This is a genomic window from Methylobacterium oxalidis (assembly GCF_007992195.1).
Taxonomy (GTDB): Bacteria; Pseudomonadota; Alphaproteobacteria; order Rhizobiales; family Beijerinckiaceae; genus Methylobacterium; species Methylobacterium oxalidis.
Genome location: NZ_BJZU01000138.1, coordinates 1 through 22,536 on the forward strand (window position 1 = coordinate 1; position 22,536 = coordinate 22,536).

At 64.6% G+C, this 22,536-nt stretch carries 21 protein-coding genes and 2 tRNA genes; 12 read left to right on the forward strand and 11 right to left on the reverse strand.

What is annotated here, in order from left to right; genetic code table 11:
* From MOX02_RS32745 to MOX02_RS25525, 3 genes are all read right to left on the reverse strand, one after another.
* A partial coding sequence (locus MOX02_RS32745; protein WP_147028633.1) for a hypothetical protein occupies positions 1-94 on the reverse strand: 94 nt, incomplete at its 3' end.
* 90 nt (positions 95-184) lie between these two features.
* On the reverse strand, positions 185-1,072 hold the full coding sequence (locus tag MOX02_RS25520) for a class I SAM-dependent methyltransferase (RefSeq protein WP_147028634.1): 888 nt from the start codon (positions 1,070-1,072) through the stop codon (positions 185-187).
* A gap of 37 nt (positions 1,073-1,109) precedes the next feature.
* Complete coding sequence (locus MOX02_RS25525) at positions 1,110-2,156, reverse strand: hypothetical protein (protein ID WP_147028635.1); 1,047 nt, start codon at positions 2,154-2,156, stop codon at positions 1,110-1,112.
* Positions 2,157-2,365: 209 nt separating this feature from the next.
* Here MOX02_RS25525 and MOX02_RS25530 point away from each other — a divergent pair.
* Positions 2,366-2,440 (forward strand) — tRNA-Val (locus tag MOX02_RS25530).
* Between the two features lie 103 nt (positions 2,441-2,543).
* On the opposite strand, the gene MOX02_RS25535 is transcribed toward MOX02_RS25530, so the two are convergent.
* Positions 2,544-3,119, reverse strand: coding sequence for a CoA-binding protein (locus MOX02_RS25535; RefSeq protein WP_147028636.1), 576 nt, complete (start codon positions 3,117-3,119; stop codon positions 2,544-2,546).
* A gap of 87 nt (positions 3,120-3,206) precedes the next feature.
* On the opposite strand from MOX02_RS25535, the gene MOX02_RS25540 reads away from it, so the two are divergent.
* The 3 genes from MOX02_RS25540 (at position 3,207) to rpsI (ending at position 4,789) form a co-directional block, all read left to right on the forward strand.
* The gene (locus MOX02_RS25540; protein WP_373866787.1) at positions 3,207-3,671 is read left to right on the forward strand and encodes a PaaI family thioesterase; all 465 of its coding nucleotides are present in this window, start codon (positions 3,207-3,209) and stop codon (positions 3,669-3,671) included.
* Positions 3,672-3,842: 171 nt separating this feature from the next.
* Positions 3,843-4,304, forward strand: a complete 462-nt coding sequence (gene rplM / locus MOX02_RS25545; RefSeq protein WP_147028637.1) for a 50S ribosomal protein L13 — start codon at positions 3,843-3,845, stop codon at positions 4,302-4,304.
* A 2-nt stretch (positions 4,305-4,306) separates the two neighbouring features.
* Positions 4,307-4,789 carry a 30S ribosomal protein S9 gene (gene rpsI, locus MOX02_RS25550; protein ID WP_147028638.1) on the forward strand — a complete coding sequence of 161 codons (483 nt, stop codon included), beginning with the start codon at positions 4,307-4,309 and terminating at the stop codon, positions 4,787-4,789.
* A 237-nt stretch (positions 4,790-5,026) separates the two neighbouring features.
* Here the strand turns inward: rpsI and MOX02_RS25555 are convergent, their stop codons facing one another.
* Entirely contained in the window at positions 5,027-5,542 is a 516-nt protein-coding gene (locus MOX02_RS25555; protein WP_147028639.1) for a DUF5872 domain-containing protein, read from the reverse strand.
* Positions 5,543-5,742: 200 nt separating this feature from the next.
* Here MOX02_RS25555 and argC point away from each other — a divergent pair, with 200 nt between their 5' ends.
* The 3 genes from argC to MOX02_RS25570 all read left to right on the forward strand — a co-directional run bounded on the left by argC (position 5,743) and on the right by MOX02_RS25570 (position 7,926).
* Positions 5,743-6,693 (forward strand): N-acetyl-gamma-glutamyl-phosphate reductase, encoded by a 951-nt coding sequence (argC, locus tag MOX02_RS25560; RefSeq protein ID WP_147028640.1) that lies wholly within the window; start codon positions 5,743-5,745, stop codon positions 6,691-6,693.
* A gap of 559 nt (positions 6,694-7,252) precedes the next feature.
* The gene (locus tag MOX02_RS25565; protein WP_147028641.1) at positions 7,253-7,774 is read left to right on the forward strand and encodes a Ros/MucR family transcriptional regulator; all 522 of its coding nucleotides are present in this window, start codon (positions 7,253-7,255) and stop codon (positions 7,772-7,774) included.
* Positions 7,775-7,849: 75 nt separating this feature from the next.
* Positions 7,850-7,926 (forward strand) — tRNA-Arg (locus MOX02_RS25570).
* A 300-nt stretch (positions 7,927-8,226) separates the two neighbouring features.
* On the opposite strand, the gene MOX02_RS25575 is transcribed toward MOX02_RS25570, so the two are convergent.
* Both MOX02_RS25575 and MOX02_RS25580 read right to left on the reverse strand, forming a co-directional pair.
* The gene (locus tag MOX02_RS25575; protein ID WP_238178961.1) at positions 8,227-9,075 is read right to left on the reverse strand and encodes an ImmA/IrrE family metallo-endopeptidase; all 849 of its coding nucleotides are present in this window, start codon (positions 9,073-9,075) and stop codon (positions 8,227-8,229) included.
* Positions 9,076-9,122: 47 nt separating this feature from the next.
* A complete protein-coding gene (locus MOX02_RS25580) occupies positions 9,123-9,443 on the reverse strand; it encodes a helix-turn-helix domain-containing protein (protein ID WP_147028643.1) in 321 nt (106 codons plus the stop codon).
* A 221-nt stretch (positions 9,444-9,664) separates the two neighbouring features.
* On the opposite strand from MOX02_RS25580, the gene MOX02_RS25585 reads away from it, so the two are divergent.
* Genes MOX02_RS25585 through MOX02_RS25600 form a run of 4 tightly spaced genes read left to right on the forward strand, consistent with a single transcriptional unit; the run spans position 9,665 to position 14,171 of the window.
* Complete coding sequence (locus tag MOX02_RS25585; protein WP_147028644.1) at positions 9,665-9,853, forward strand: hypothetical protein; 189 nt, start codon at positions 9,665-9,667, stop codon at positions 9,851-9,853.
* A gap of 46 nt (positions 9,854-9,899) precedes the next feature.
* Entirely contained in the window at positions 9,900-11,084 is a 1,185-nt protein-coding gene (gene mblB, locus MOX02_RS25590) for an anti-phage 6A-MBL system MBL-fold protein (RefSeq protein ID WP_238178960.1), read from the forward strand.
* Entirely contained in the window at positions 11,077-13,356 is a 2,280-nt protein-coding gene (gene cap2-3, locus MOX02_RS25595; RefSeq protein WP_147028645.1) for an anti-phage 6A-MBL system cap2_3 protein, read from the forward strand. The genes mblB and cap2-3 overlap by 8 nt, the downstream gene beginning before the upstream one ends.
* A complete protein-coding gene (locus tag MOX02_RS25600; RefSeq protein ID WP_147028646.1) occupies positions 13,353-14,171 on the forward strand; it encodes a hypothetical protein in 819 nt (272 codons plus the stop codon). The genes cap2-3 and MOX02_RS25600 overlap by 4 nt, the downstream gene beginning before the upstream one ends.
* 223 nt (positions 14,172-14,394) lie before the next feature.
* On the opposite strand, the gene MOX02_RS25605 is transcribed toward MOX02_RS25600, so the two are convergent.
* The 4 genes from MOX02_RS25605 to MOX02_RS25620 form a co-directional block, all read right to left on the reverse strand.
* A complete protein-coding gene (locus MOX02_RS25605) occupies positions 14,395-14,922 on the reverse strand; it encodes a hypothetical protein (RefSeq protein ID WP_147028647.1) in 528 nt (175 codons plus the stop codon).
* A gap of 183 nt (positions 14,923-15,105) precedes the next feature.
* Positions 15,106-16,347, reverse strand: a complete 1,242-nt coding sequence (locus MOX02_RS25610) for a tyrosine-type recombinase/integrase (RefSeq protein WP_170267989.1) — start codon at positions 16,345-16,347, stop codon at positions 15,106-15,108.
* A gap of 425 nt (positions 16,348-16,772) precedes the next feature.
* A complete protein-coding gene (locus tag MOX02_RS25615) occupies positions 16,773-19,433 on the reverse strand; it encodes a hypothetical protein (RefSeq protein WP_147028649.1) in 2,661 nt (886 codons plus the stop codon).
* Between the two features lie 303 nt (positions 19,434-19,736).
* The gene (locus MOX02_RS25620; RefSeq protein WP_147028650.1) at positions 19,737-20,504 is read right to left on the reverse strand and encodes a hypothetical protein; all 768 of its coding nucleotides are present in this window, start codon (positions 20,502-20,504) and stop codon (positions 19,737-19,739) included.
* Positions 20,505-21,174: 670 nt separating this feature from the next.
* Here MOX02_RS25620 and MOX02_RS25625 point away from each other — a divergent pair.
* Positions 21,175-21,657 (forward strand): Hsp20 family protein, encoded by a 483-nt coding sequence (locus tag MOX02_RS25625; RefSeq protein ID WP_147028651.1) that lies wholly within the window; start codon positions 21,175-21,177, stop codon positions 21,655-21,657.
* The last annotated feature ends 879 nt before the right edge of the window (positions 21,658-22,536 follow it).

Consider the following 22,536-nt stretch of genomic DNA (forward strand, 5'->3'; position numbering starts at 1 on the left):
CGTGATCGACGCAGACGACGCTGTGGCCGAAATCGGCGAAGCAGGTGCCCGACACGAGGCCCACATACCCGGACCCAACCATCGCGATGCGCACGGACAGGATCCTCCGCCGGCCCCGGGACAAATCCGGAGCTCCCCTTCGCTGCATCGCACCCTTAGCGAGGATTCAGCCCCGAGGAAACCGTCAGTCCGCCGCTGCGCCCGTTCCAGCCGTCGGCGAGCGCGTGGCGCAGAGCGAGATCGCCGGCCCGTTCACGTGATCCGGCCGGTCGTCGTGCACGGCAATCTCAAAGCCCGCCTCTGCCAGGAAGCCGAGCAGACCGTCGCGCTCCAGCCAGACCGCGTAGCTGTCGGACCCGCCGCTGAACCCCTGCCAGGACAGCGCAACCTCAGGATAAAGCCTGCGCGATCCGCGATGAGAGCTCTCGCCGATCGGCTCGGGCGGCGCGAACAGGTTGCGGTCAGCACGACCCGCGATCGCCACGGGATCGTAGTAGTGCGTCCAGAGATAGATGCGGTCGGTGCGGGCCGCGAGCAGGGCAAGAAGCCGGAGAGGGTCCGTCATGTGGTAGAGGACCCCGCTCGCCACGATGAGGTCGGTCGGACCGCTCCGCTCCAGGTAGGGGAAGAAGCTGCCGAGCCGGAAGTGCACCCGGTCGAGACCGAACACCTCCTTCAGGCACAGGCACTTGAGGAAGGCGCGGGCATTGGCCTCGATCGCCGTGACGGACCGGGCCCCGAGTCGCTGCATCAGGCAGGAATGTCCGCCCTCGAGCGGGCCGAGTTCCACGATGTCGAGACCCTCGAGGGAGCCGAGGGTCTCGGCAAGCCAGTGGATCCGCTCGTCTCCGATCAGGTTGGAGCCACCGGGATGCGCGACGAGGCCGGATTCCGGCGGCATCATGGTCGACCATTCCCCGGCGAAGAGGTCGAGCACGTTCTGGTTCGACGGATAGGTGTCGACGAAGCGGTGCGGGGTGTCGCGTTCCGTCACTGCGGCCCGCGCGGGCCGCTCCTCGCCGAGCAGCCTCGCGAGGAACCGGGGGGTGGGCCATCCAACCAGGCGCCTCACGGGCCGCCCCCGTGCGCCGCGGCCGTGTGCGAGATCGTCACGACGTCCACGCTTTCACGACCGAGCTGCGTACCGCGTCCGACATGATGACGTCGAAGGTCAGCATCCCGTCCACCGCCCGCACCTGACGCAGCCTCCCGGCGAGGTCGACCACGTCGGCCGGGATCGGCTCCGGCGCGGGGACGGTATCGGCGATCTCCAGCCGATCGAGCATGCTCGTGACGAAGGCCTCGAACGAGTCCCGATGCCCGACGATGCCGATCCGCGACAGGATCTCGACGGCGACGATCGAGTTGCCGGGATGCACGCGGTCGTCCGGCAGGCGCGTCCCGAGCTGGCGCGTCAGGGGGTTGTAGAGCAGGTGATAGGCCGGTTCGGGCAGCAGCCGGAACAGGCGCTTGAGGCTCTTCACGTCGAGGAGGTCGTACTCGGCGACGAAGGTCGCCGCCTCGGCGAGGCGACCGAACCGCCAGGCCTGGCCCGGATCCGCCGCGGCCTCGGCCCGCGCCTTCAGCCAGAGCAGGCGGGTCGCCATCTCGGTATGCGGGTCGTGGATGAGCGTCGACGTCAGGATCCTGTCCGGCGGGAGATTGCTCTCGTAGCGCGGCACGACGATCGAGCCGGACAGGAACGACGAGGCGATGGTGGTGCTGTCGAATATGCAGCGCAGCATGTCCTCGGTCAGCTTGCCCAACCCGAAGTAGCTCTGCTGGAAGTGCCTGTGCATCAGCCCCTGGATCACGGTCTCGGGCTTGATGCTGGTGTTGAGGAGCAGGACCTTGTTCTGACAGAGCCCCTCCGCCGGCACCCGCCGATGGATGAGTAGATTCGTGTCGATGTCGTGGATCTCGAGCTGGGGCAGGCTCTGGAGGTCGGGGACCTCGGCCTGCGTGATCTCGTAGGTGCACTGGCCGGTCGCGTGCCAGCCGAAGGCCCGGATGTTCGGATCGATGATGGTCGCGGGCACCTCGGCGACCCGGCGTCCTTCCACAGACACCGCGACGCGGCCGATGGCCGTCGGGTTGTCGGGCGTGATCCAGAACCGGATCAGGTCGCCCCGATCGAAATCGACGAGGAAGCGCATTCCCTCTCGCTGTTTGTGGCCTGTCCGACCCGGTCCCACCGAGGCGGGCGGGCGAGCGCCTTAGCGCATTTCGCGCGCGGTTGCAGCGGGCGCCGCCTCCGGGTTCGGGCCGAGCGCGAAACTTCGCGGATTCGGCCCGATCTTCGACTTGCGCGCCCACTCGGCAGAAGCTATAGCCGCGGCCTCACCGGAGCGGAACGGCTCCGGACGGGCGCGTAGCTCAGCGGGAGAGCACTACCTTGACATGGTAGGGGTCACAGGTTCGATCCCTGTCGCGCCCACCATTCGAGCCGTCGATGTCACAGAGCGATCTCTGCGGCGGCCCGACCGACAAGCCTCGGGTTTGCAGGACCTGGGTTTGATCGAGCGCCGCGGCGCTTGTTCACGTCAAACCTCGCCGCCCCGGCTCTCGATCGTCAGCTTCTGGACTCCGCGGCTCGCAAGCACGGGCTTCTTCGCGCTGATGATGCGCGAGTTCACGCCCGTCCAACCGATCTCGCCCGAGAGACGGCCGTACTCGATCTTGGGGCAGCGGTTCATGATGACGGTGAGACCCCGCGCCTCGGCCCGGGCGGCGGCCGCGTCGTTGCGCACGCCGAGCTGCATCCAGATCACCCGGGGCGGTTCGGGCAGCGCCAGCGCCTCGTCGACGAGGGGACCCGCTGCCTCGGCGTTGCGGAAGATCTCGACCATGTCGACCCGACGCCCGAGCTCGCTCACCGAGGCGGCGACGCGGCGGCCCAGGAGTTCCTGGCCAGCCAATCCCGGATTGACCGGCGTGACGTCGTAGCCCCGGTCGAGCAGGTACTTCAGGACGATCCAGCTCGGACGGGCCGGATTTGCCGAGGCCCCGACCAGGGCGATCGAGCGGGTCTCGCGCAGGATCCGCCGGATCAGCGCGTCCGGGTAGGTGTCGTGACGTGTGGGCAGGCCGTCCGGGCGCGCGTCGGGAGTCGGGATCATGGCGGGACTTGTCCGCCATCTGCGCGCGTGCTGCAAGGCGCTCCGGCATGAGGCCCAAGCGGCAAGGCCTGGAACGAGGGGAGCCCGATGTCAGAGGCGCGCGACGTGGACGGGGCCGCCCCCCGCATGAGCCTGGACGAGGTGCTGGCCTTCCTGGAGCGCGAGTTCCCACAGATCGATCACGGCGGGCGCAGCTACCATCTGGAGGCCGTGGGGCCTCTCACGGCCCGCATGCGGATGGACCACCATGAGCGCCACCTGCGCCCGGGCGGGACGGTATCCGGCCCCTCCATGATGGCGCTCGCCGACCTCGTGCTCTACGCGGCCATCCTCGCGCAGATCGGTCCGGTCGGCCTCGCGGTGACGACGAACCTCAGCTTCAACTTCCTGCGCAGGCCCGGCACCACCGGCCTCCTCGCCGAGGCGCGGCTCCTGAAGCTCGGGCGCCGCTTGGCGGTTGGCGAAGTGATGATCACGGCGGCCGGATCCGACGAACTCGTCTGCCACGCCACCGGCACCTACTCGATCCCGCCTGGGCACACGGTATCATGATACCGCATCTGCGAACCATCTCAGAAATCTCGGGTTTTTGGCCTCGAGTCGAACGCCGGCACACTTGACGCGGGCGGGCAGGCCCCGTATTGGAGCCGCCGTACGCCGCTGCGTTCCCCCGAACGCGGCGGCACTCGTTTTCGATACTCCCCTGAAGTCACGGGTTCGGCCATGAAAACCACTTCGCTGAAGCCCGCCGACGTCGACAAGAAGTGGGTCGTGATCGATGCGGAGGGCCTGGTCGTCGGCCGGCTCGCCTCCATCGTCGCGATGCGCCTGCGCGGCAAGCACAAGGCCGCCTACACGCCCCACGTCGATTGCGGCGACAACGTCATCGTCATCAACGCCGAGAAGGTGAAGTTCACCGGGCGGAAGTACAACCAGAAGGTTTACTACCACCACACCGGCTATCCGGGCGGCATCAAGGAGCGCTCGGCCAAGTTCATCCTCGAGGGCCGCTTCCCGGAGCGCGTCGTCGAGAAGGCCGTGGAGCGCATGCTTCCGCGCGGCCCGCTCTTCCGCCAGATCATGGGCAACCTGCGGGTCTACAAGGGCACCGAGCATCCGCACGAGGCCCAGCAGCCGCAGGCGCTCGACGTCGGCGCCCTCAACCGCAAGAACGTGAGCGCTTGATCATGGCGACCCTTCAGTCCCTCGCCGACCTCAACCGGGCGAACACCGCCACGGACTCCCAGAGCGACGCTCCGGTCCACGTCCAGAAGCTGGACGCCCAGGGCCGCGCCTACGCCACCGGCAAGCGCAAGGACGCCGTCGCCCGCGTCTGGATCAAGCCGGGCTCCGGCAAGGTCATCATCAACAGCCGCCCGGTCGACACCTACTTCGCCCGGCCGGTGCTGCGCATGATCCTGCGCCAGCCCCTGCAGGTGGCCAACCGCGTCGATCAGTACGACATCACCGTCACGGTGGCGGGCGGCGGCCTCTCGGGTCAGGCGGGCGCCGTGCGCCACGGCCTCTCGAAGGCGCTGACCTACTACGAGCCGGAGCTGCGTTCGTCTCTCAAGCGCGAAGGCTTCCTGACCCGCGACTCCCGCGTCGTCGAGCGCAAGAAGTACGGCCGCAAGAAGGCCCGCCGCAGCTTCCAGTTCTCGAAGCGCTGACGGGATCGGCCGCATCGGCAAGCGAGAAGGGGCGGTCCCATCCGGGACCGCCCCTTCTCGTTCGGACCTGTTCTGGCTCGGCGTGTGGAGGCTGGCGGAGCGGGTCAGCCCGCCCTCCGGAAGGGGCAGTACCTGGGCGGCGAACCGGCGTGCCGCAGGAAAAACGCCGAGCGCACGGAGTCGCGGTAGAGCGCCACGGTCCCGGCATCCGCCGCCGACCGCCCTTCGCGCGGGAAGTCAGGCGTGCACTGCGCGCTCGAGTTCGCCCTTCGACATCTTCGAGCGTCCAGGAATGTTCTTCGCCCGGGCCTTGCGCATCAGCTCGGCCTTCGTCGCGCCGGAGCCTCCCGAGGCAGCCCTCTTGCGCGCGGTCGCCGCCTTCTTGGCCACATCCTTCGGCTGCTTTGAGAACTGCTTGCCCTTCGCGGTATCCGCGCGCTTCTTGTCCGACGAGCGCTTGTACTCGTCCTCGCTCACGGCCTTCCGAGCCTTCCTGGGCAGGTAGCGCTCACCCGTGTCGCCGCTCTTCTCGCCCGATTTCGTGCCCCATTCCTCGTCGGTCCACTGCTTCAGGTGGTTGTCGGCGCTCTTCTTGCCGGCATAGCCGCCGCCCTCCTTCTTGTACTCGGCGGTCGCCATCTGCGCCTTGCGGGCCGACCATTGACCGGGCTTTCCGCCTTTCGCGGATCGGGTGACGCGCGTCTTGACGGTCTCCCAGAGCTTCGGGTCAGTCTTCTCCGCAGTCTCCGACATGATCGTGATCTCCGATGTGAGGTGATTGGGCGGTCAACCGGAGGCGGGCAGGGCGGTTCCGCATCCGCCCCGCGGCATCGGGACCGGCCGCGGACGGGTGGCGGCGCGCGAAGGTCCGTCATGTTCATGCGGCAACATTGACTCGCGCGCTGCCGCCCTCCACCTCGCGGTGCAGCAGCGGCGCTGAGGAGCGACAGGCTATGGCGAACCGGACGAGCCCGGACAGGCCCACGGTATTCATCGACGGCGAGGCGGGCACGACCGGTCTCGGCATTCGCGAGCGGTTGGAGCGCGACGGGCGCGTCGCGCTGCGCAGCATCCCGCACGAGAGCCGCAAGGATATCGAGGCCAAGCGCGCGCTCCTCGGCGAGGTCGACCTCGTGGTCCTCTGCCTTCCCGACGACGCGGCTCGCGAGACCGTGGCGCTCGCCGATAGCCTGCCGGGCGCAGGCCCCCGCATTCTCGACGCGAGCACCGCGCACCGCGTCTCCTCGGGCTGGGTCTACGGCTTCGCCGAGTTGGCGCCGGATCAAGCCGACACGATCCGCGCGGGCCGCCGGGTCGCCAATCCGGGTTGCTATCCCACCGGCGCCATCGCGCTCCTGAGGCCGCTCGTGGCAAGCGGGCTGATTCCGTCGGATTTCCCCATCAGCATCAACGCGGTGAGCGGTTACAGCGGCGGCGGCAAGAGCATGATCGAGTCCTATGAGAGCGGCTCGGCTCCTCCCTTCCAGCTCTACGGGCTCGGCTTCGCCCACAAGCATCTTCCCGAGACGCAGATCTACAGCGGCCTCACCCGCCGCCCGATCTTCGTGCCCTCGGTCGCGAACTTCCGGCAGGGCATGCTGGTCAGCATCCCGCTGCACCTGAGCGACCTTCCGGGAGCACCGAGCGCGGGCGATCTCGAAGCATCGCTGCGGGACTGGTACGCCGACGAGGGCCTCGTGAAGGTGGTTCCCGGCGCCGCGACCGGCAGTCACCACGAGCGGCTGGAGCCGGAAGACCTGAACAACACCGACCTCCTCGAACTGCGCGTGTTCGGCTCGGACGTGCACGGCCAGGCGGTTCTCGTCGCCCGCCTCGACAATCTTGGGAAAGGTGCGTCCGGCGCGGCGGTACAGAACATCGGGCTGATGCTCGGGTTGGACTGAGACCTTTTCCTCCCGGCATCCGTCCGCATGACGGCGCCCGCAGAGCCGGGCGTCGCGGCCTCTGCCAAACGATCCCGGCCTGCTCGCCCGAATCATCCCGGTTCCTTCGGAAGGGGTCGCGCTGCTGCGGCACCATGAGGCGGACACACAACCCGGGCGAGCAGAAAGGCCGAGAGGAATCGTACGAATCGGTATGTGGAAATGCGTTCCCGGCCTCGTTCGGACAGGTGGTGAGACACACCTGCGCGAGATCCGCGGCGCAACAGACACGCAAGCGTCCGCCCCGGCTCTGAAGATTTTTTGCTCAATCCTGATAAGACCTTGCCCCGCCTCGTCCTGCGTAGAAGTCGCGCGGATGCTAAGCCGAAGAGCCGCGGAAAAGCGCCACGAAATCCGCTCCGCGACGGTCTTTGAAACCCTGACGCCTGCAATTCACCGGAACCGTCCACATTTATCGCTCATTTGCTGACGCTGTCCCGGGCAAAACATCTTGCCGATTTCCGAGCCTGAGCTTACGGTCGTAAAGATCATCCACGGACCACAGTACGGCAAAACGATCATGAGCGAGACCGACACCGACAAGGGCCACCTGATCACCCTCGCGGCAGATATCGTTTCGGCTTACGTCAGCAACAATCACGTACAGAGCGCGGAACTACCCAAACTCCTCAGCGACGTGCATGAGGCGATCCGGGTCGTCACGAAGAACGGGAGCGCCAGTGCTGATTCCGGACAGCCGAAGGCGACACCTCAAGAAATCCGCCGGTCGATCAATCCGGATTACCTCGTCAGCTTCGAGGATGGAAAGCAGTACAAAACTCTCCGCCGGCACCTGACTTTGCGCGGCCTGACCCCGGAGCAGTACCGAGCCAAGTGGGGCTTGGCGCCTGACTACCCGATGACCTCTCAGAGCTATTCGGAGCAGCGCTCGGAGTTGGCGCGTGCGCTCGGGCTCGGCCAGCAGCGCCGCAAGAGCGCCGCGAAGGACGTGGCCGAGGAGGTCGTCAGCTCGGAGGCCGCCGAGCCGGCTCCGGAGTCGGAGGCGAAGCGCCGTCCCGCTCGCAAGAAGAAGGAAGCCTGACGGTCGCCCGGAGGGTCTTGAGATCCGTGTCGGATGACTCCCTCCATGCCCTCTGCTAGACGATGCCGCGGCCGAGGCCCCGTAGCTCAGCTGGATAGAGCAGCCGCCTTCTAAGCGGCAGGTCGTAGGTTCGAGCCCTACCGGGGTCGCCAGGTTCTCTTCCTTCGGAACCATGGCAAGCCGGCGCGACGGAGCCGCTTCGGAAGGGTCTGCCGATACCCGTGGTTACCGCGTGGTTGCAGGCAGCACGCTATCCGAAGCGCTGTGGCGTTTCGCATCCCGCGGAACGCCACACTGCGTCTGTTGTGCGCCGGGAGCGGACTCCGAGTTACGGCCCGGAAGTGGGCATTCAGCGTCGCGCCCTCCTCGGTCGTTCTTCGTGCTTCCGATAGTTCCGGTAAGCGGACATCGCTCGAGCGCATGTGCCGATCAGCCGAGGCCATTCTGCTCGTTCAGCGAACAAAACGGTCGCAGACGTCCTCGACGGCTTCATCCTTTTGATGCCTGGGTCCGCCGTCCTCAAGGTGGAGCAGCGTGATCTCCCGCTCGTACCGATCGGACCGGATGCACATCTCGACCACAGGCTCGCTGAGCCAGCATCCGCCAGGGCGTAGGATGCCCGACTTGGCTTCGTCGGAGTGGTCACCCGTCACCGCTGTTGCCGCAGGAGGCAATTCGAATACCGTCTCCCGTGTGGCGATATAGGCGCCGCTCTTGAATGCCGCCTCGCTTGCCTTGGCCCAATGCGCGAAGCCCTCGTTGGAGACTACCATCACGGCGCGGGTCTCGGTGTACTCCAGCCACCGCAGGATCACCGCGGTCAGCGAGACGCCATACCGGGCCGCAAGTGTCCCGAGGAGCTTGAAATCCGGACGCGTCCGGGCCGGAAGCAGCTTCCGGCAGTCGTTGAGGGGCATGAGGAGATTGGCCGCGAACTGGTCGGCCTGCCGCTCGATGTCCGGTCCCTTTCCGCGATGGATGCTTCCCTCGTTGCAGTAGATGCCGCCCTCGTACTCGCCCCCGTTCTCGATCATGCCGCGGTGGAGAAGGTAGTGCCCGAACTCGTGGGCAATGGTGAAATTGCGGCGCCCCGAGGACTGCCCGGTCGAGCAGACGATGCCCCATTGCCGCGGAACGTTGTCGGAGTAGACGAGGGCACCGACACAGCCGGGGAGGTCACGGTCGATGACCTCGTGGATCGGCGTCGCTGGTGCCGTCTGGGCCGAGTACTCGATAGCCAAGCGTTCGACGTCGACGGGTCCCTGCTCGAACCTGTCCAGGCCCAGCACTACGTCCAGCATGGCCGTCAGCTTATGTGCCTCCCTTAGCGGCCGCGGCGGGACACCGGTCATGTCGGACGCTTGCCGCTGAGGGTCTTGGCGATCTCCCGCAACTGCCGTTTTGTGTCCGGGTGCATGCCGCTGTACTCGCGGAAGAACGCCTGGTCCTGCGCGTCCCCGAGGGACTGGCTGGCGGACCCGAGGAGGTAGTCCACCGTGACCCCGAGGGCCGCAGCGATGGCGGACAGCTTCTCCGCTGATGGCCTGGGAGGATTCTTGTTCTCAAGTTCCCAAACGTAGCTTTTAGACGACCCGGTCGCGGCCGCGAGCTGGTCGAGCGTCATCCGCTTGGCGGTCCGAAGCTCCTTGATCCTGGGGCCGAAGCTCATCGACGCCGTCGTCTAAACATGGCCATATCCGCGTCATCCCCATGTTCGCTGTGGAAGCATCCTATGTTCCTTGACTCCGAAGAACAAGGAGCCCACTTTGTTCGGAGTAGCGATACTACTTGTAGGGTTAAAGAGGTTTCGCCTTCTCGATGGGGGCATCGCCGGCAGCGACGCGGATGCGCCGCAAAGCACCGCGCGAATCATCGGCAACAGAGGGACTGATGGCGAAGAACACTGGAGATGGCTTCCGCCGTGGGGCGGTAACCGGGAGGACGCAGTTCCAGCGTCCTGACGGGCATTGGCAGAAGCGCGACGAGCGCACAGGCCGACTCATGGGCGTCAAGGAAGACGGCACTCCCTTCAAGGGTGTGGCCCGCGAGCCGGACGGACGCGATACGCCGAACGCCTGACCGCGCGGCATCGAGCGATGAGCCCGCCGAGCCGCGACGCTGCGAGGTGGCCGAGACGATGATCAAGGAGACGGCGATGTCCGCCAAGACTACCCATTTCAAGGTTGGCAACGGCGACATGACCCTCTTGGTCCTAGACAGTGGGCGTCGCATCCTCATCGACTGCAAGATCGGGTTGGCCGCCGACGACCCGAACGACGATGCCCCGGATGTCGGCTCCCAGCTTCGCGACCGACTCACACGTGACGCGGAGGGACGGCTCTACATCGACGCCTTCCTGCTCACGCATCCTGACCAGGACCACTGCGCGGGCCTGCGCCGGCACTTCCATCTCGGTACGCCCAGTTCGTGGGCGAAAGCCGAGGACAAGATCATCATCCGCGAGATGTGGTCGTCCCCGATCGTCTTCCGCCGCGCCGACCGCAAGACGGCCGCGGCCGGGCACACGCTGTGCGCGGACGCGGAGGCCTGGCGCGACGAGGCGCGCCGCCGGGTCAGGCTGTTCAGGGCGCAGGGCTGGTTCTTCGACGGCGACCGCATCCAGATCCTGGGTGAGGACGTCGACGGCAAAACGGACGATCTCCTGCCGATTCTCGTCTCGGCCGGGTCGACCTTCTCTACGATCTGCGGCGTGACCGACGGGACGTTCACGGGACTCCTGTTGGCGCCGATGCTCGCCGACGACGAGGAGGAAGCCGAAGTCCTCTCGAAGAACAATTCGAGCGTGATCGTGAGACTGACCCTAGCGGCCGAGGGTAACCCCACGGCCGGACGCATCCTGTTCGGCGGCGATGCCGAGGTCGCCATCTGGGAAAGGATTCGCGACGAGTACGAGGACGAGGACCTAACCTACGACGTCCTGGTGGCTCCGCATCACTGTAGCTGGCACAGCCTGTCCTGGGATAGCTGGTCCGAGATGCGAGAGAAGGCGAAGGTTTCTGAACGGGCGAGGTCGGCGCTCGCTCAGGCAGCGTCCGGCGCCATCATCGTCTCCAGCAGCAACTCTATTCTGGACGACGACTGCGACCCGCCCTGCATCCGCGCGAAGCGGGAGTACGAGGCGATCCTCAAACCCGTTCTTGGCCCCTTCAGGTGCGTTGCGGACGAGCCGGGCTACGACCCACTGGAGATCAGCATCGGCTACTTCGGGGTCAGGCCGTCTCGCATCGTTGCGGGGGTGGCGGGGGCCCTTGCGACCGGCGTTGGCAGCGAGGCCCTAGCGCATGGTTGATGCCTCGATCTCCCCCGCAACCCGCAGGGCGTTGCGGGTCGCCGCAGCCCATCCAACCGTGCGCGCCGTGCGCGTCCAGGGACGACACGAGGACGGCTCGGTCTGGGCCGAGCTGGACATAGCGCAGGAACTGCCGTCGGCATGGCGCATCGTCGGCGTCAGTCCGAGTGGCGTGCGGTCCATCGAGAGCGTCACCATCCGCTTCCCGAGTGACTTCCCGCAGGGTTCGCCGCGAGCCTTCCTTCGGGAGGATTTCGACCGGTCTCATCCGCACCTCCTGCCCGTGCCTAGGTCCCTAGGCCTTCCGCCCCAGCCGTGCGTCGTGCAGGCCTACCCCTCCGAACTGATTCAGGCCCGCGGCTTCTCGGGTTATCTCGATCAACTAGCGGACTGGCTCGATAGCGCTGCCATGCTGCAATTGAACAACCCGCAGCATGGTTGGGAACCCGTCCGCCGCGACCACATCGACGACGAGATCATCCTCGATCCCGACGAGATCCGAGAACTGGCGGTCCCGTCCGGCGAATGCTTCGTCGTCGCCACCGACTACCTCCGGTTCGAGCTCGGCGCTGGAAAGCGCATGATGCGGGTCGCGCTCGTCCCAGCCATCCGAGTCGATCCTGCCGCGGCCCAATGCACCGAGGAGCAGATCTCGGCATCGGCCTTCAAGGGACGTGGCATCGCGCTGGTGGTCTCCGCGGCGGACGCAAATGGGCTCCCAACCGTGATCGATACCCCCGTACCGGAGGACGTCGAGACTTTGGAGGATCTCCAGAGTCGGGCCGAACTGTACCGTTGCGCCGCAGCGTTGAAGGCAAAGATCGACCACATCGCGTTTCTGCTGGACGACGGCAGGTTCCGCGCAATTCCGTTGCCCGTCATCTTCCTTGTCCGCCGGCCTTTCGCCCTCGTCGGTAGCTCCTCAAGCGTCGAGATCTGCCCGTACCTCCTCGACCTACGTCCAGGTAGCGGCCTCCTGCGAGGCACCGGCGACGTCCGCTTGTGCGGAGTGCGCGACGACGTCTCGGTGAATCTCTTGCGTCGGGCGTCTGGGGATCCGGTAGAGGTCGACCGACCTCGCTGGGCGCTTCTCGGGTGCGGCAGCGTCGGATCGAAGATCGCGGTCCATGCGGCCAGGCGCGGCCTCGGGCCAACGGACGTGTTGGACCGAGCGTTGATGTCGCCGCACAACTACGCCCGCCACGCCCTGCTGCCGGAGCCGAACGTCCGCGGCGGGACCATGGGGTACAAGGCCCAGGTCCTTGCGCATGCCCTCTCCGGCTTCCGGCAGCAGCCGCGCATCGACGTCGGGACTGTGGAGGAACTGTGCGCCTCCCCGGAGGGACGCGCGGAGCTCGGCGGTTGCCGCCTTGTTGTGAACACGACCGGGTCCAGCCTGCTTCGCGAGGTCGTGTCCTTCCGCGCTTGGGAGACGAGGCCGACCTTCGCCGACGCCCATCTCCTCGGGGCGGGGAGCGTCGCGTATGCCGCCTTCGAGGGGCCAAACGGGAATCCCAACCTGAGTGATCTCGCGGCGGAGTCCTACCGAATCCTCGCGAAAGACGAAGCGCTCAGAGCCCGGGTCTTCAGTGCCGAGGCGCAGGCGATCGACATCGGACAGGGTTGCGGGGCCGTGACGTTCCCGATGCCCGACGACCGCCTCGGCGCGCTCGCGGCAGGCCTCAGTCAGACGGTATGCGGCCGTCTCCGGCGGGAAGGCGAACAAACGGCCGGCAGCTTGCATGTGGGGCATGTCCTGCCCGACGGACTCTCCCAGTCGTGGGCATCGGTCGAGATCGAGCCCCGCATCGTGGTCCGGAGCGGCACCGTCGAGGTGAGGATCAGCCCGAGGGTGGACGCCGAGATCAGGGCGGCCATAGCCGCGTGTCCCGGCATCGAAACGGGCGGCGTGCTCGTTGGCCGCTACTCGCAGGTCGGGGAGGCCTTTCAGGTCGTCGACCTTTTGCCCGCTCCGCCCGACAGCGTGTTCTCGGCCGAACGTTTCGTGTTGGGCGTCGAGGGCTTGCGGCAGTCCGTCCGTCGGCTTCTCGAAGAAAGCGGAGGGTCGCTCTACGTCCTTGGGACTTGGCACAACCACCTCGTCCCGAGCGGTCCGTCCGCATTAGACGTGGTTACCGCCACTCGCTTGGCGCTCCGCCAGTTCTTCCCGGTGCTCATGCTGATCGCCCATCCCGACGGCTACTCGTTCCTCTCTGCTGAGCTCGGGGCTGAGGCCGTGCCAGCCAACGCACTGGAGCGCGCACCTGCATGACGGACCTGCTTCGGAGCGTCGGCCTGAGCCGCTACGAACTGAACGCACGCTTGAAGCCAGCGCTCTTGGCGTTGCTCCCCACAGCCGGCGTCGCCCTGTTCTGGTACCCGGGGGCATGGTCGACCGTGGGTTCCATTGTGGCCGCCGGAAGCGCGTGCGGCGTTCTCTACGCCATCGCGCAGCTAGCAAGGAACCGGGGAAGGGCCGTAGAACGCGGACTGAAACGTGAGGTGGGCCGGGACCATAGCGCCAGGCTCCTGACGCACGCCGACGATACGCTCCTAGCGGAGACCAAGGCTCGGTATCATGCGTACTTGCGAAGCCACGATAAGGTTCTGTCGACGGCCGACGAGGAACGAGCGGGACCGGAAGTAGCCTTCTGCCGCGCGCGATCGGCGGTGGACTGGCTGCTTGAGCACACCCGCACAGGTGGAGGCGCGGCGCTTCTCCTCGATGAGAACATCTCCTACGGTTTCCAGCGCAATCTTCTCGGCTTGAAGCCGTTCGGCATCGGGTTGAGCGCGATCGCCATCGTGGTGCATGTACTCCTTCTCTCGCTAGCGACGCCCGGGGAGGAGCGTTTCTGGGTCGGCGTTGCAGTCTGCATTCCTCTTGCCGCCTTGCTCTTCTGGTGGGTGTTCTTCGTCACCAAAGGGGCGGTGGCAGAGGCTTCGCTGGCCTATGCGCAGAGACTGCTGGCGAACTGCGAGCCCGCGGTGACAACCCCTCGCCCTCGACGTATCTCGTCGGGTTCGAGCAAGAGCGCCCCACCGCCAGCAATGCCGCGGCAGCGCGAGGTAGCGTCCGAGCCCTGAGGTGCGCGTGGCGATGTCTCGGCTGAGGCATGCTGGTGCGGCGACGCTACCCTCCAGGAACTGCGATACGGCCGCTGGATGGCTTACTGAGTCGGGAGCGGAAATGGCTGCTTTCAAGCATATTCTGCCCAACAATTGCCGCTCCGCTATCGGCCACCATCGGTCGCTCAAGCCGACCAGGTCGGACTAGCTGAAATCGGACCTTCTCAGGGCCTGCTTTGGGTCAGGAAGGGCAATTCAGAGTGCAGGCTACAGCATCTTCGCATCGTATTGCGGCGCTCTCAGCCTCAGCGCGTGCCTCCTCAGCTTCCACGCTGTCTGGGGCTAGCACCTGAGCTGCTCCGGCGTGCCGGCGCGCGGCAGCCGCATGCAACTTCGCCGCGGCGACGTGAGCATCGCGCGGGTCCTCTCCATCTTCAGCCGCGCGGAGGGCTTCGGCTGCCTCGCGCAGCGCTTCGCTGATCTCGCTGAAGGTCACACCAGCGATGGAGCTCGCCTCTGCGGCTGTGTCTCCCTGCGTCGCTGCATCGGCGCTCGCGTTGATGGCCTCGAACACGATGGTATCAGGCGCCTCCTCACTCGGCGCGACGACCTCGGAGTGCACTTCGACGGCTAGGGCATGGGCATCAGCAGCGGCGGCGTGCTGGCGAGCGGCTTCAACATGGAGTGCAGCCATATAGCGCTCGTCGCACTGATCCTGCTTGCGGTTTTGGTCGCCCGAGATCCAAGAAAAACTCAACATTGTCTTCACTTCGCTGCGATCAGTTTTTCTATTAATAAGAAAAACATGCAGTCATGCAGCGAACAATTATTCACATAAGAGCGCGGTTAACGCGTCGATATCGTAAATAGAACGCCTTCCGTTCTAGTAGGCCGACACCCGAACCAGTAGAAAAGGCACAGTTTCTACCGCCCGCGCGGAAGGTCTCAGCGTCTACCCTGCGTAGGCTCGGTCGAGCGCTGCGAGGGCAACCTCGCCCCCGCGTACAGCCTGCGTGTAGTGGCTGAGCGTCACGGCCGGGCTCGCGTGTCCGGCAATCTTTGCCACGAGACCAACCTCAACGCCTTCAGCCTGCAGCGTCGAGATGAACGAGTGGCGAGCAGAATGGGGCGTGACGTACGGGACACCAGCCCGTTTCAGCAGCGGCGCCCAGATCCGAGATCGGTAGTTCGAGTAGAGGAGGGTGCCTCCACCGCCGACCCGCGGCAACGGCCACGCCTGACGCGTCCCGAGACCCGGGAAGACACGAAGAGGCTCGCCATCGCGGCGTGGGCACCGAGCTTTCCACGCCACGAGCATCGCCCGCAGGCGGTCCGGGATCGGGATCGAGCGGCGGCCCGCGTCCGTCTTCGTGACCTCGCACATCCGACCATCCATCTCCTGCATGCGCCGGATGCGGATGACGTTGGCCTCAAAGTCGACGTCCTCCCACATCAGGCCGAGTTGCTCGCTCGGACGCGTGCCGGCGAGAAAGGGGAAGGCGACATAGATGCCCTTCTCCGGGTCAGCCTCAGCCGTGGTGAGCAGCTTGGCGATCTGCTCCGGCGTGAGAATCGTCTTGCGGACGCGCGGAGCAGCCTTGAGACGCGTCGGCATCACCGGCGGCCGGATGCCCAGATCTTCGGCGGCGAGTGCCAAGGCGCTGCCGAGGTACTTGCGAGCGCGGCTTGCGGTCGAGGCCCCAACCTCCTGCACCAGCAGCTTGTGCCAGGCGCGGATCTCACCGGTCCCGAGACGATCGATGCGGATCTCGCCCAGCATCGGCTTGAGGCTGGCGCCCTGCGGCACGAGACCCGTTTCGGTGAAGGCACGTCGCTGAGCAGCAGTTGCTGAGACCAGTAGTGGGCCGATGATGTAGCGCGCGCCCTGCTCATAGCCGTGCAGCGTCCGTCCCTTCACGTCGCCGCGCCGGCTCTCCAGCCAAAGCGCAACGGCCTCACTAACGGTGATGACCTCGCGCCGCGGCACGTACACCCGCGCCTCAACGGCGGCCTGGATCTCGTTGCGCTTGGCGATCGCCTCCTTCTGGCGTTCGAAGAAAAGCTGCACGCGCTGCCCAGTCTTTGGGTCCTTGTAGTTGAGAACCCACCGCGAATTTACGACGATGTCACCCGATCGCAGCTTCCGCTTGCGGTCGCGCTTAGTCAGACTGACGTTGAAGGTGTTCTGCGACACGACGCGTACTCCACGAGACATTTGAAAAGGAAAACACGCGGTTGCATAGCGAACAATTATTCGCCTCGGAGCGCGGTTAATCCTGGATCGACGGGGCAGAGCGCCGAGATTTGAGGCGAGGCTTGCCTGTAACCACGCCTGCAACCACGAATGCCGCGAACCGCGACGAAGTTCGTGGGAATACAACCGGCTGTATTTTAACACGGAACGAAATACAGCGGGTTGAAGGTTGAGAAACTCGGTCCAATGCTCGTCAAGCGGCAGGTCCGTGTTGGGCAGGACGCAGGACAGGACGGACAACAGTAAGAAGGGGGAGAGGGGGAGGGATTGTGCGCCTCGCAGCAGTGCGATGCGAGCCATCCTCCCCCATCTCTCGCGTGCGTCCGTCCTGTCCTACGTCCCATCCGCGGGTCTTGAGTGACCCTCTAGTACCAACGCGGCGCGATATCCCTGTTAGGATCATCGTCATCGGGCTCTTCTGTGGGTTCCGGCAGGATCTCGAAGCCGATGCCGATCGCACGCGCCTTCTTCTTAATGTTAGCGAAATAAACCGGATGCGTCGGCGAAAATGCCCCATCGAGTTTGCGAATGGCGTGCACCCAGGCCTCACCGGCCCACTTGGTGTTCACGAAGATCTTCTCGACTCCTGGAGCACCTTTAAGGAGAAAGAAGCCAGGTTCCTCGTTGCCAACCTTCATGACGATGTCCAATCCAGCGATGATGCGTGCACTGAGCCTCTTTTCATCTTCGCTGTCATTTTTCCTGTCTCGGTGCTCACGAGCGAGCCACTGACCCAGGGATGACCCCGCAACCATGTAGGCGAAGAGGTGGTGCAGCGCTTCGACCGCATCGTCGCGGTCGACCTCAACGGCATGCTCGGCTGTGGTAGACGCGAACTCAGCAACATCTGCTTCGACTTCCGCCGGTAGCGGCACCCGCCCCCGCAAGGCAACGAAGCTGCCTGCTAGCAGCGTCGCAATGTTCGTTCGAAGGCGCGCATCCATCCCCGGCATGGCCAGCTCGTAAGCTTCCTTGGCCGGCTCGATCTGTAGCGCCTTCGAGGCCATGTAGGCACACCAGTTCGGACCAGCCTTCGCGAAGTGCGCCATCTCTGCTGCAATAGCCCGCCCCGTCTCCTGATCGCTTTCATGCATCAGGAGCTCGAGGAGTAGGATGCGGCTCGCGTCCGCCGGCGAAAGGCCAGCGGGGTTGATACCGCTGAAGAAGAACGCCGTGCGCAGGCTGAACTGCATGACCTTCCCCTCCGGCGTTCCGCGCAAGATCGGCGTGCTGCCTGACGAGGCGCTGCGAGCCAACCTCACAATCGCCTGGTGACTGCCCCGACGCTGGTCACTCTCAAACTCGTCGATGATGACCGGCAGGCTGTCGGGCCCTACAGCTTGGCGGATGCCCGCTTCCGAGCTGTCACCGGTCGTTGAGATCGCCAGTGGCGTCAGGAGTGCGGTGGCGAGACTATGCAAGGTGCTCTTGCCTGCCTTCGGCGGACCATAAACGAAGCAGTGCGGTCGCCAGGCGAGGACACCACAGATCGGGGCGATGGCAAGCCAGCCGAGCAGGAGCCGAGCATTCTTCTGATCTCGGAACCGGAAGCGGTTCAGAAGATCGCTCAGGCGCTCAGTGTCGAAAGCAGCGTCGGCTGGCAGGGGAATGGGTTCGAAGCAAAGGTATTGGTGCCTGAGCCCCGAACGTAGCGAACCGCCAAGATTCAGGACGACTTCCCCGTCTTCAAGCCAGACGCCACGACCGCGCACGCTCGTAGGGCTGAATGGTCCTGCGTGCTTACAGGCCGCGATGATGGCTTCTCCAGCGGCCGCAGCGCTGAACGCCTTCTCTGTCGGGAACTGACGTCGCCAGAACGTCGATGGTGCGACACCTTGCAACCATTGGCTCGACAAGAGCTGTTGAGCGCTAGCCACGATGATAATGTTTCGGACAGGGTCCCGCAGGGCAAAGTGTCCGTCCCGGTCGTAACCGAGTGGCACAGGCCCCTCGTCGCCGGGATCGTATCGTCGCGGCCCAGAGCCGAGTTGCACGGGCGACGTGATCTTGCCGTGGCTCGGACACGCGAGACATCCCTTGTGGCCGAGATCCGTCTCGATCGAGAAGCAAGTGCGAGGGGCGTTCTGGCTGAGCGCACCATCGAACTTCTTCTGAGCCTCGCGGTGGTCGTAGCCGGGATAGGCTCCGCTGTAGGCGTGGAAGATCGCTTCTCCGTCTTGACAACACGCAGTGATGCTGGCCGCAGCAAACCAATCCGGTTCTGAACAGCCGGACGCGCCATCCCCAGTGACATCCGCGTACCAAGTGCAACCGGACCGGATCGCATCATGGCGTGCCGGTGCGAACCCGGTGCTCGGCCGCACTCGCCGCTCCGCTGTCGGCAATGGAATAGAGGAGGCGAAGAGGCTCGCGATGGTGTCGCGGGTGTACCGCCTATCGGGGTCGATCTCCTGAAGCTCGATTGGTCGCTTACCGCCGCCCTTGAGATTGAATGTACCCGGAAGGCGGAAAGCCCGGGCGATATCTCCGATGCTATCGATCTCTGCTCCGTGTCCGCGGAAAACTGCCTGCATGTAGCGGCTGAAGTCACGCGTCAGGCTTTTGGCTAGCTGCAGATCATCATCAGTCTCAATAACAATCGGCTGATCGAGAAACCAATGCCAGTGCTCACCATTACCCGTGGCAACCACGGCTGACGGAGCCATCGATAGTGTCGAACGGATTTTTGCAGCTGCAATGTCATCAGCCACATACCTCTTCGTGGTGTCCTTCTTTGAGGCGAAATCAACATCGATGACGAGCCCAGACATCTGATGCACGGTATTGGCCGAGCCCCGCGCAGATCCACCCAACCTGTGCCGTTGCGTGCCGATCACTCCATAGAGGTCGAAGTCGTCTCGCCAACGGATAATGTCGGCGGCCAAATCCTTCGACTGGGCTGCGCTATAGAAGGTGGTCTTTTTGGAAGGGAGCGCAAAAATAGTCTGGAAGCCGACGAATGCTTCTCCATGCACCGCCTTCAAGAACTTTACTGCATCGGCCGCGCTGGCGAACGGACTGCTCATCTCACGCCTCCAACACGAGCTGGATGCATGAGAAGTTTCTGCTCAATCTCAGAGCCGCGAACGTACCGCCGCGAGTTAAGCAGCGTGATCGTCGGGATGAGCCCAAGCTTTGCGGCCCTTTGGATCTTCCAGTACGGAACGCCAAACGTGGCGGCCGCCTGACGGAAAGTCAGCAGGGGCTCGTGCTCGTCGTAGCGCGACGTGCGCTCTCGCATCTTGTTCACGTTATTACCTCGTCTCAGCGCCTTGTAATGGCGCGACGAGGCACTCAGAGCACGATTTTGAAGCTGTTTCGGCGCACCCTTAGGGTTCGGTGGATAATTGAGGAAATTCTGAGGAATCGAGAGGCGGAAGGACCTCCGGCCCCAGGAAAGGATGCGCTAGCAGGTCGCGGATCTCCCGGTCTGAAATAGAGTAAACCGCGTCTATCAAATCAAGTTCATTATCAGGGGTACGTTGCTTTTTTTGGTTTCTAATACTCGGGCTAAGAAACCTCCGAAACCACGATTTATCGTAGAATTCGGGATTGGTGGGACAACTCCGGTTGCCCACGGCGATATCCAAACATAATTGATGAATCTCGATCGTTTCGTGTTCACGCCTAGCTCCGTTTGAAATCGCGTCACGTTTATATAGCCAATTCGCGAACCAACACTTCCGTGCAAGATTGTTTGTGGCGCTCCCAGAAGCGACATTGGTCCTATAACGTTGGTACGCAGCGGAATTCAGGGCATTAAGCTCTATAAGTCTCCCGTAGAAAATTTCCATTGTTGACCAAGCAGTCAAAAAATCTGCGGTCAGGCATTTATTAGAAATTGCGAGCATAATAATATTTCGCCAATCAGTCGTTGGCACGTCAACTCCATCATCTGAGCCGCATCTTTGCCCGGCGATCTCCGTTGAAAGCTGATGCGCTCGTTCGAGCCAGTCTTGCCCGCCTGGTAGGCAGAACATATCGAAATACGGGGACTTTTCTTTGAAGCGCGTGGGAACAAGTCCACCAGTAAGAAGATGAGCCTCGTGACGCTCAAAGTCTGAACGGCTTGGGACGCGAAAGTCGTCGAGGAGCATTAGAGTAAGATCGAAATTGCTCGCAGCCGCAGTCCAATCCATCGTCTTCCGCCCCGGAGTTTACACCCTCGCTGCAATTTAGCAGTCATCTCTTAACTCGATGCTTGGGCGAACGAACTCGGTGCTACCGGCTGTGGAAGGAAGGGGGCCTACCCCCCAGCACATGGGATGCTCGCTCCGTCGGAGGACGCGGAGACGGCATATCGAGTTTGGAGCGGAAAGCATGTTTGCGCGATCGAGCTGCTGGTCAGGGCCCCGACACCAATCAATAGTGCGACGAGATGGGGTCGAAACTGCGACTATCGACAGCTACACGCCGCAGCCGGTCTTGAAGTTTCCTGGTCGCAAAGCGGAAGTTCGGCTTCGCGCCCGTACCAGTCATTCATTCAATCCAGACAGCGTCTCCGAAGCGGACATTCGCCGGTTGAAAATTCAGAAGCTTTCAGAGCAAGCGCCGTGCGCGACCAGGACCGAGAGCGCAACTTACCGCGCCGCAGCCTGCACGCTGATGCTGCGGGCAAGCAGCTCTCAAATTTCTCGCGATGATCTGGAACCGCATCCTCTCCGGCGCGTTACGCGCGTGCGAGGCCCTGAAGGCTCGCGGACATGGGTGCCGGCCCTCGGTGACCGGCCTCCCTCGTCATCACGTTGCTCAACGGAGAATGTGGTCATGAGGACTTACGACGTAGCTCCCCTTTTCCGCTCATCGGTCGGGTTCGACCGGCTGCTCGACATGCTCACCCAGGCCGACCGGCTCGAGCCGACTACAACCTGGCCGCCGTACAACATCGAGAAGGTGGCGGAGGACGAGTACCGCATCACCATGGCGGTGGCGGGCTTTTCTCCGGACGAGATCGAGCTGACGCAGCATGACACCGCGCTCTACGTGGCCGGGCAGAGGAAGGGCCAAGAGGGCGAGCGCCAGTACCTGCACCGTGGCATCGCAGCGCGCAGCTTCCGCCAGACCTTCAACCTCGCCGATCACGTGAAGGTCACGGGCGCCGAGCTCGACAACGGCCTTCTGACAATCGAGCTGAAACGCGAGGTGCCGGAGGCGCTCAAGCCCCGCCGCATCAGTGTCGGCGGTGGACAGGCTGCCGTCGGCCAGGACAACGCAACGGTTCAGGGCGAGGACCACGCGCAGGCCGCCTGAGCCCACATCGCATCATCCGCCGAACAGACACCCTCGGGGGCCCTCGGAGCCCGCGAGGGTCGTGCTCTCTCGTGTCTCGCCCTACGCTTCCAGGGAGGATGATCCGTGTCGATAATGGAGACGCATCTTTCACATTCCGGCCCGATGAACCCCCTCGCCACGCGGACGGCCTCGGTCGAGGCGTGGCAGGCGCTGGTCGCGCCCGGCGACGTGTTCCGCCATCCGCGGGAGGTGCTAACGCATCCCCTGCTGTCCCGGGCGGACAAGCGCACGATCCTGGCATCCTGGGCCTCGGACGCCTGCGCCCTTGAGAATGCGCCCGGCTTGCGCTGCCTGAGCGGCTGCAAAGCCGAGCCGGTCTCCGTTGATGCTGTGCTCGCAGCCCTGACCGAGTTGGACCGCGGTTCCGCTCGCAAGCCGAACACGCGCCCGGCCGCGGTTGCTCCGGCTCGACGTCCGCTCCGGATCTCGGACCGGCGCCGGTACTTTCGCCCGGGGCGCCGGGACGATGACGACGATCCGCCGCCATGTCCGGCGGCAGCGATGCCGCGCCCGCGCACGCCTCCCAGTGCTGCCGCACTCGCCCTCTGCGTCCCAGCGTAGCAGCAAGGAGCGCGCCGCCAGTCCCACACCGTAGGCCCGGACGTCACATGCGGCAGCCATCCTCCATCCTGAGATGACGCGAGTCAGGTTGGCTGCAACTCAGCTTGAGCTTCCTGGCTTCGGCCGGCTTCTCGGACGCAGCCTCGACGGCGACGCTCCGCCGATGGCGGCCGAGAAGGCGCACGCTCCTGCACGAACTGCGGCTTCAACTCCAGCGGCGCCTAGGTGATGTTCTCGATCATCATCACCAGTGTGCCTTTCATGCGGCGGCCTCCG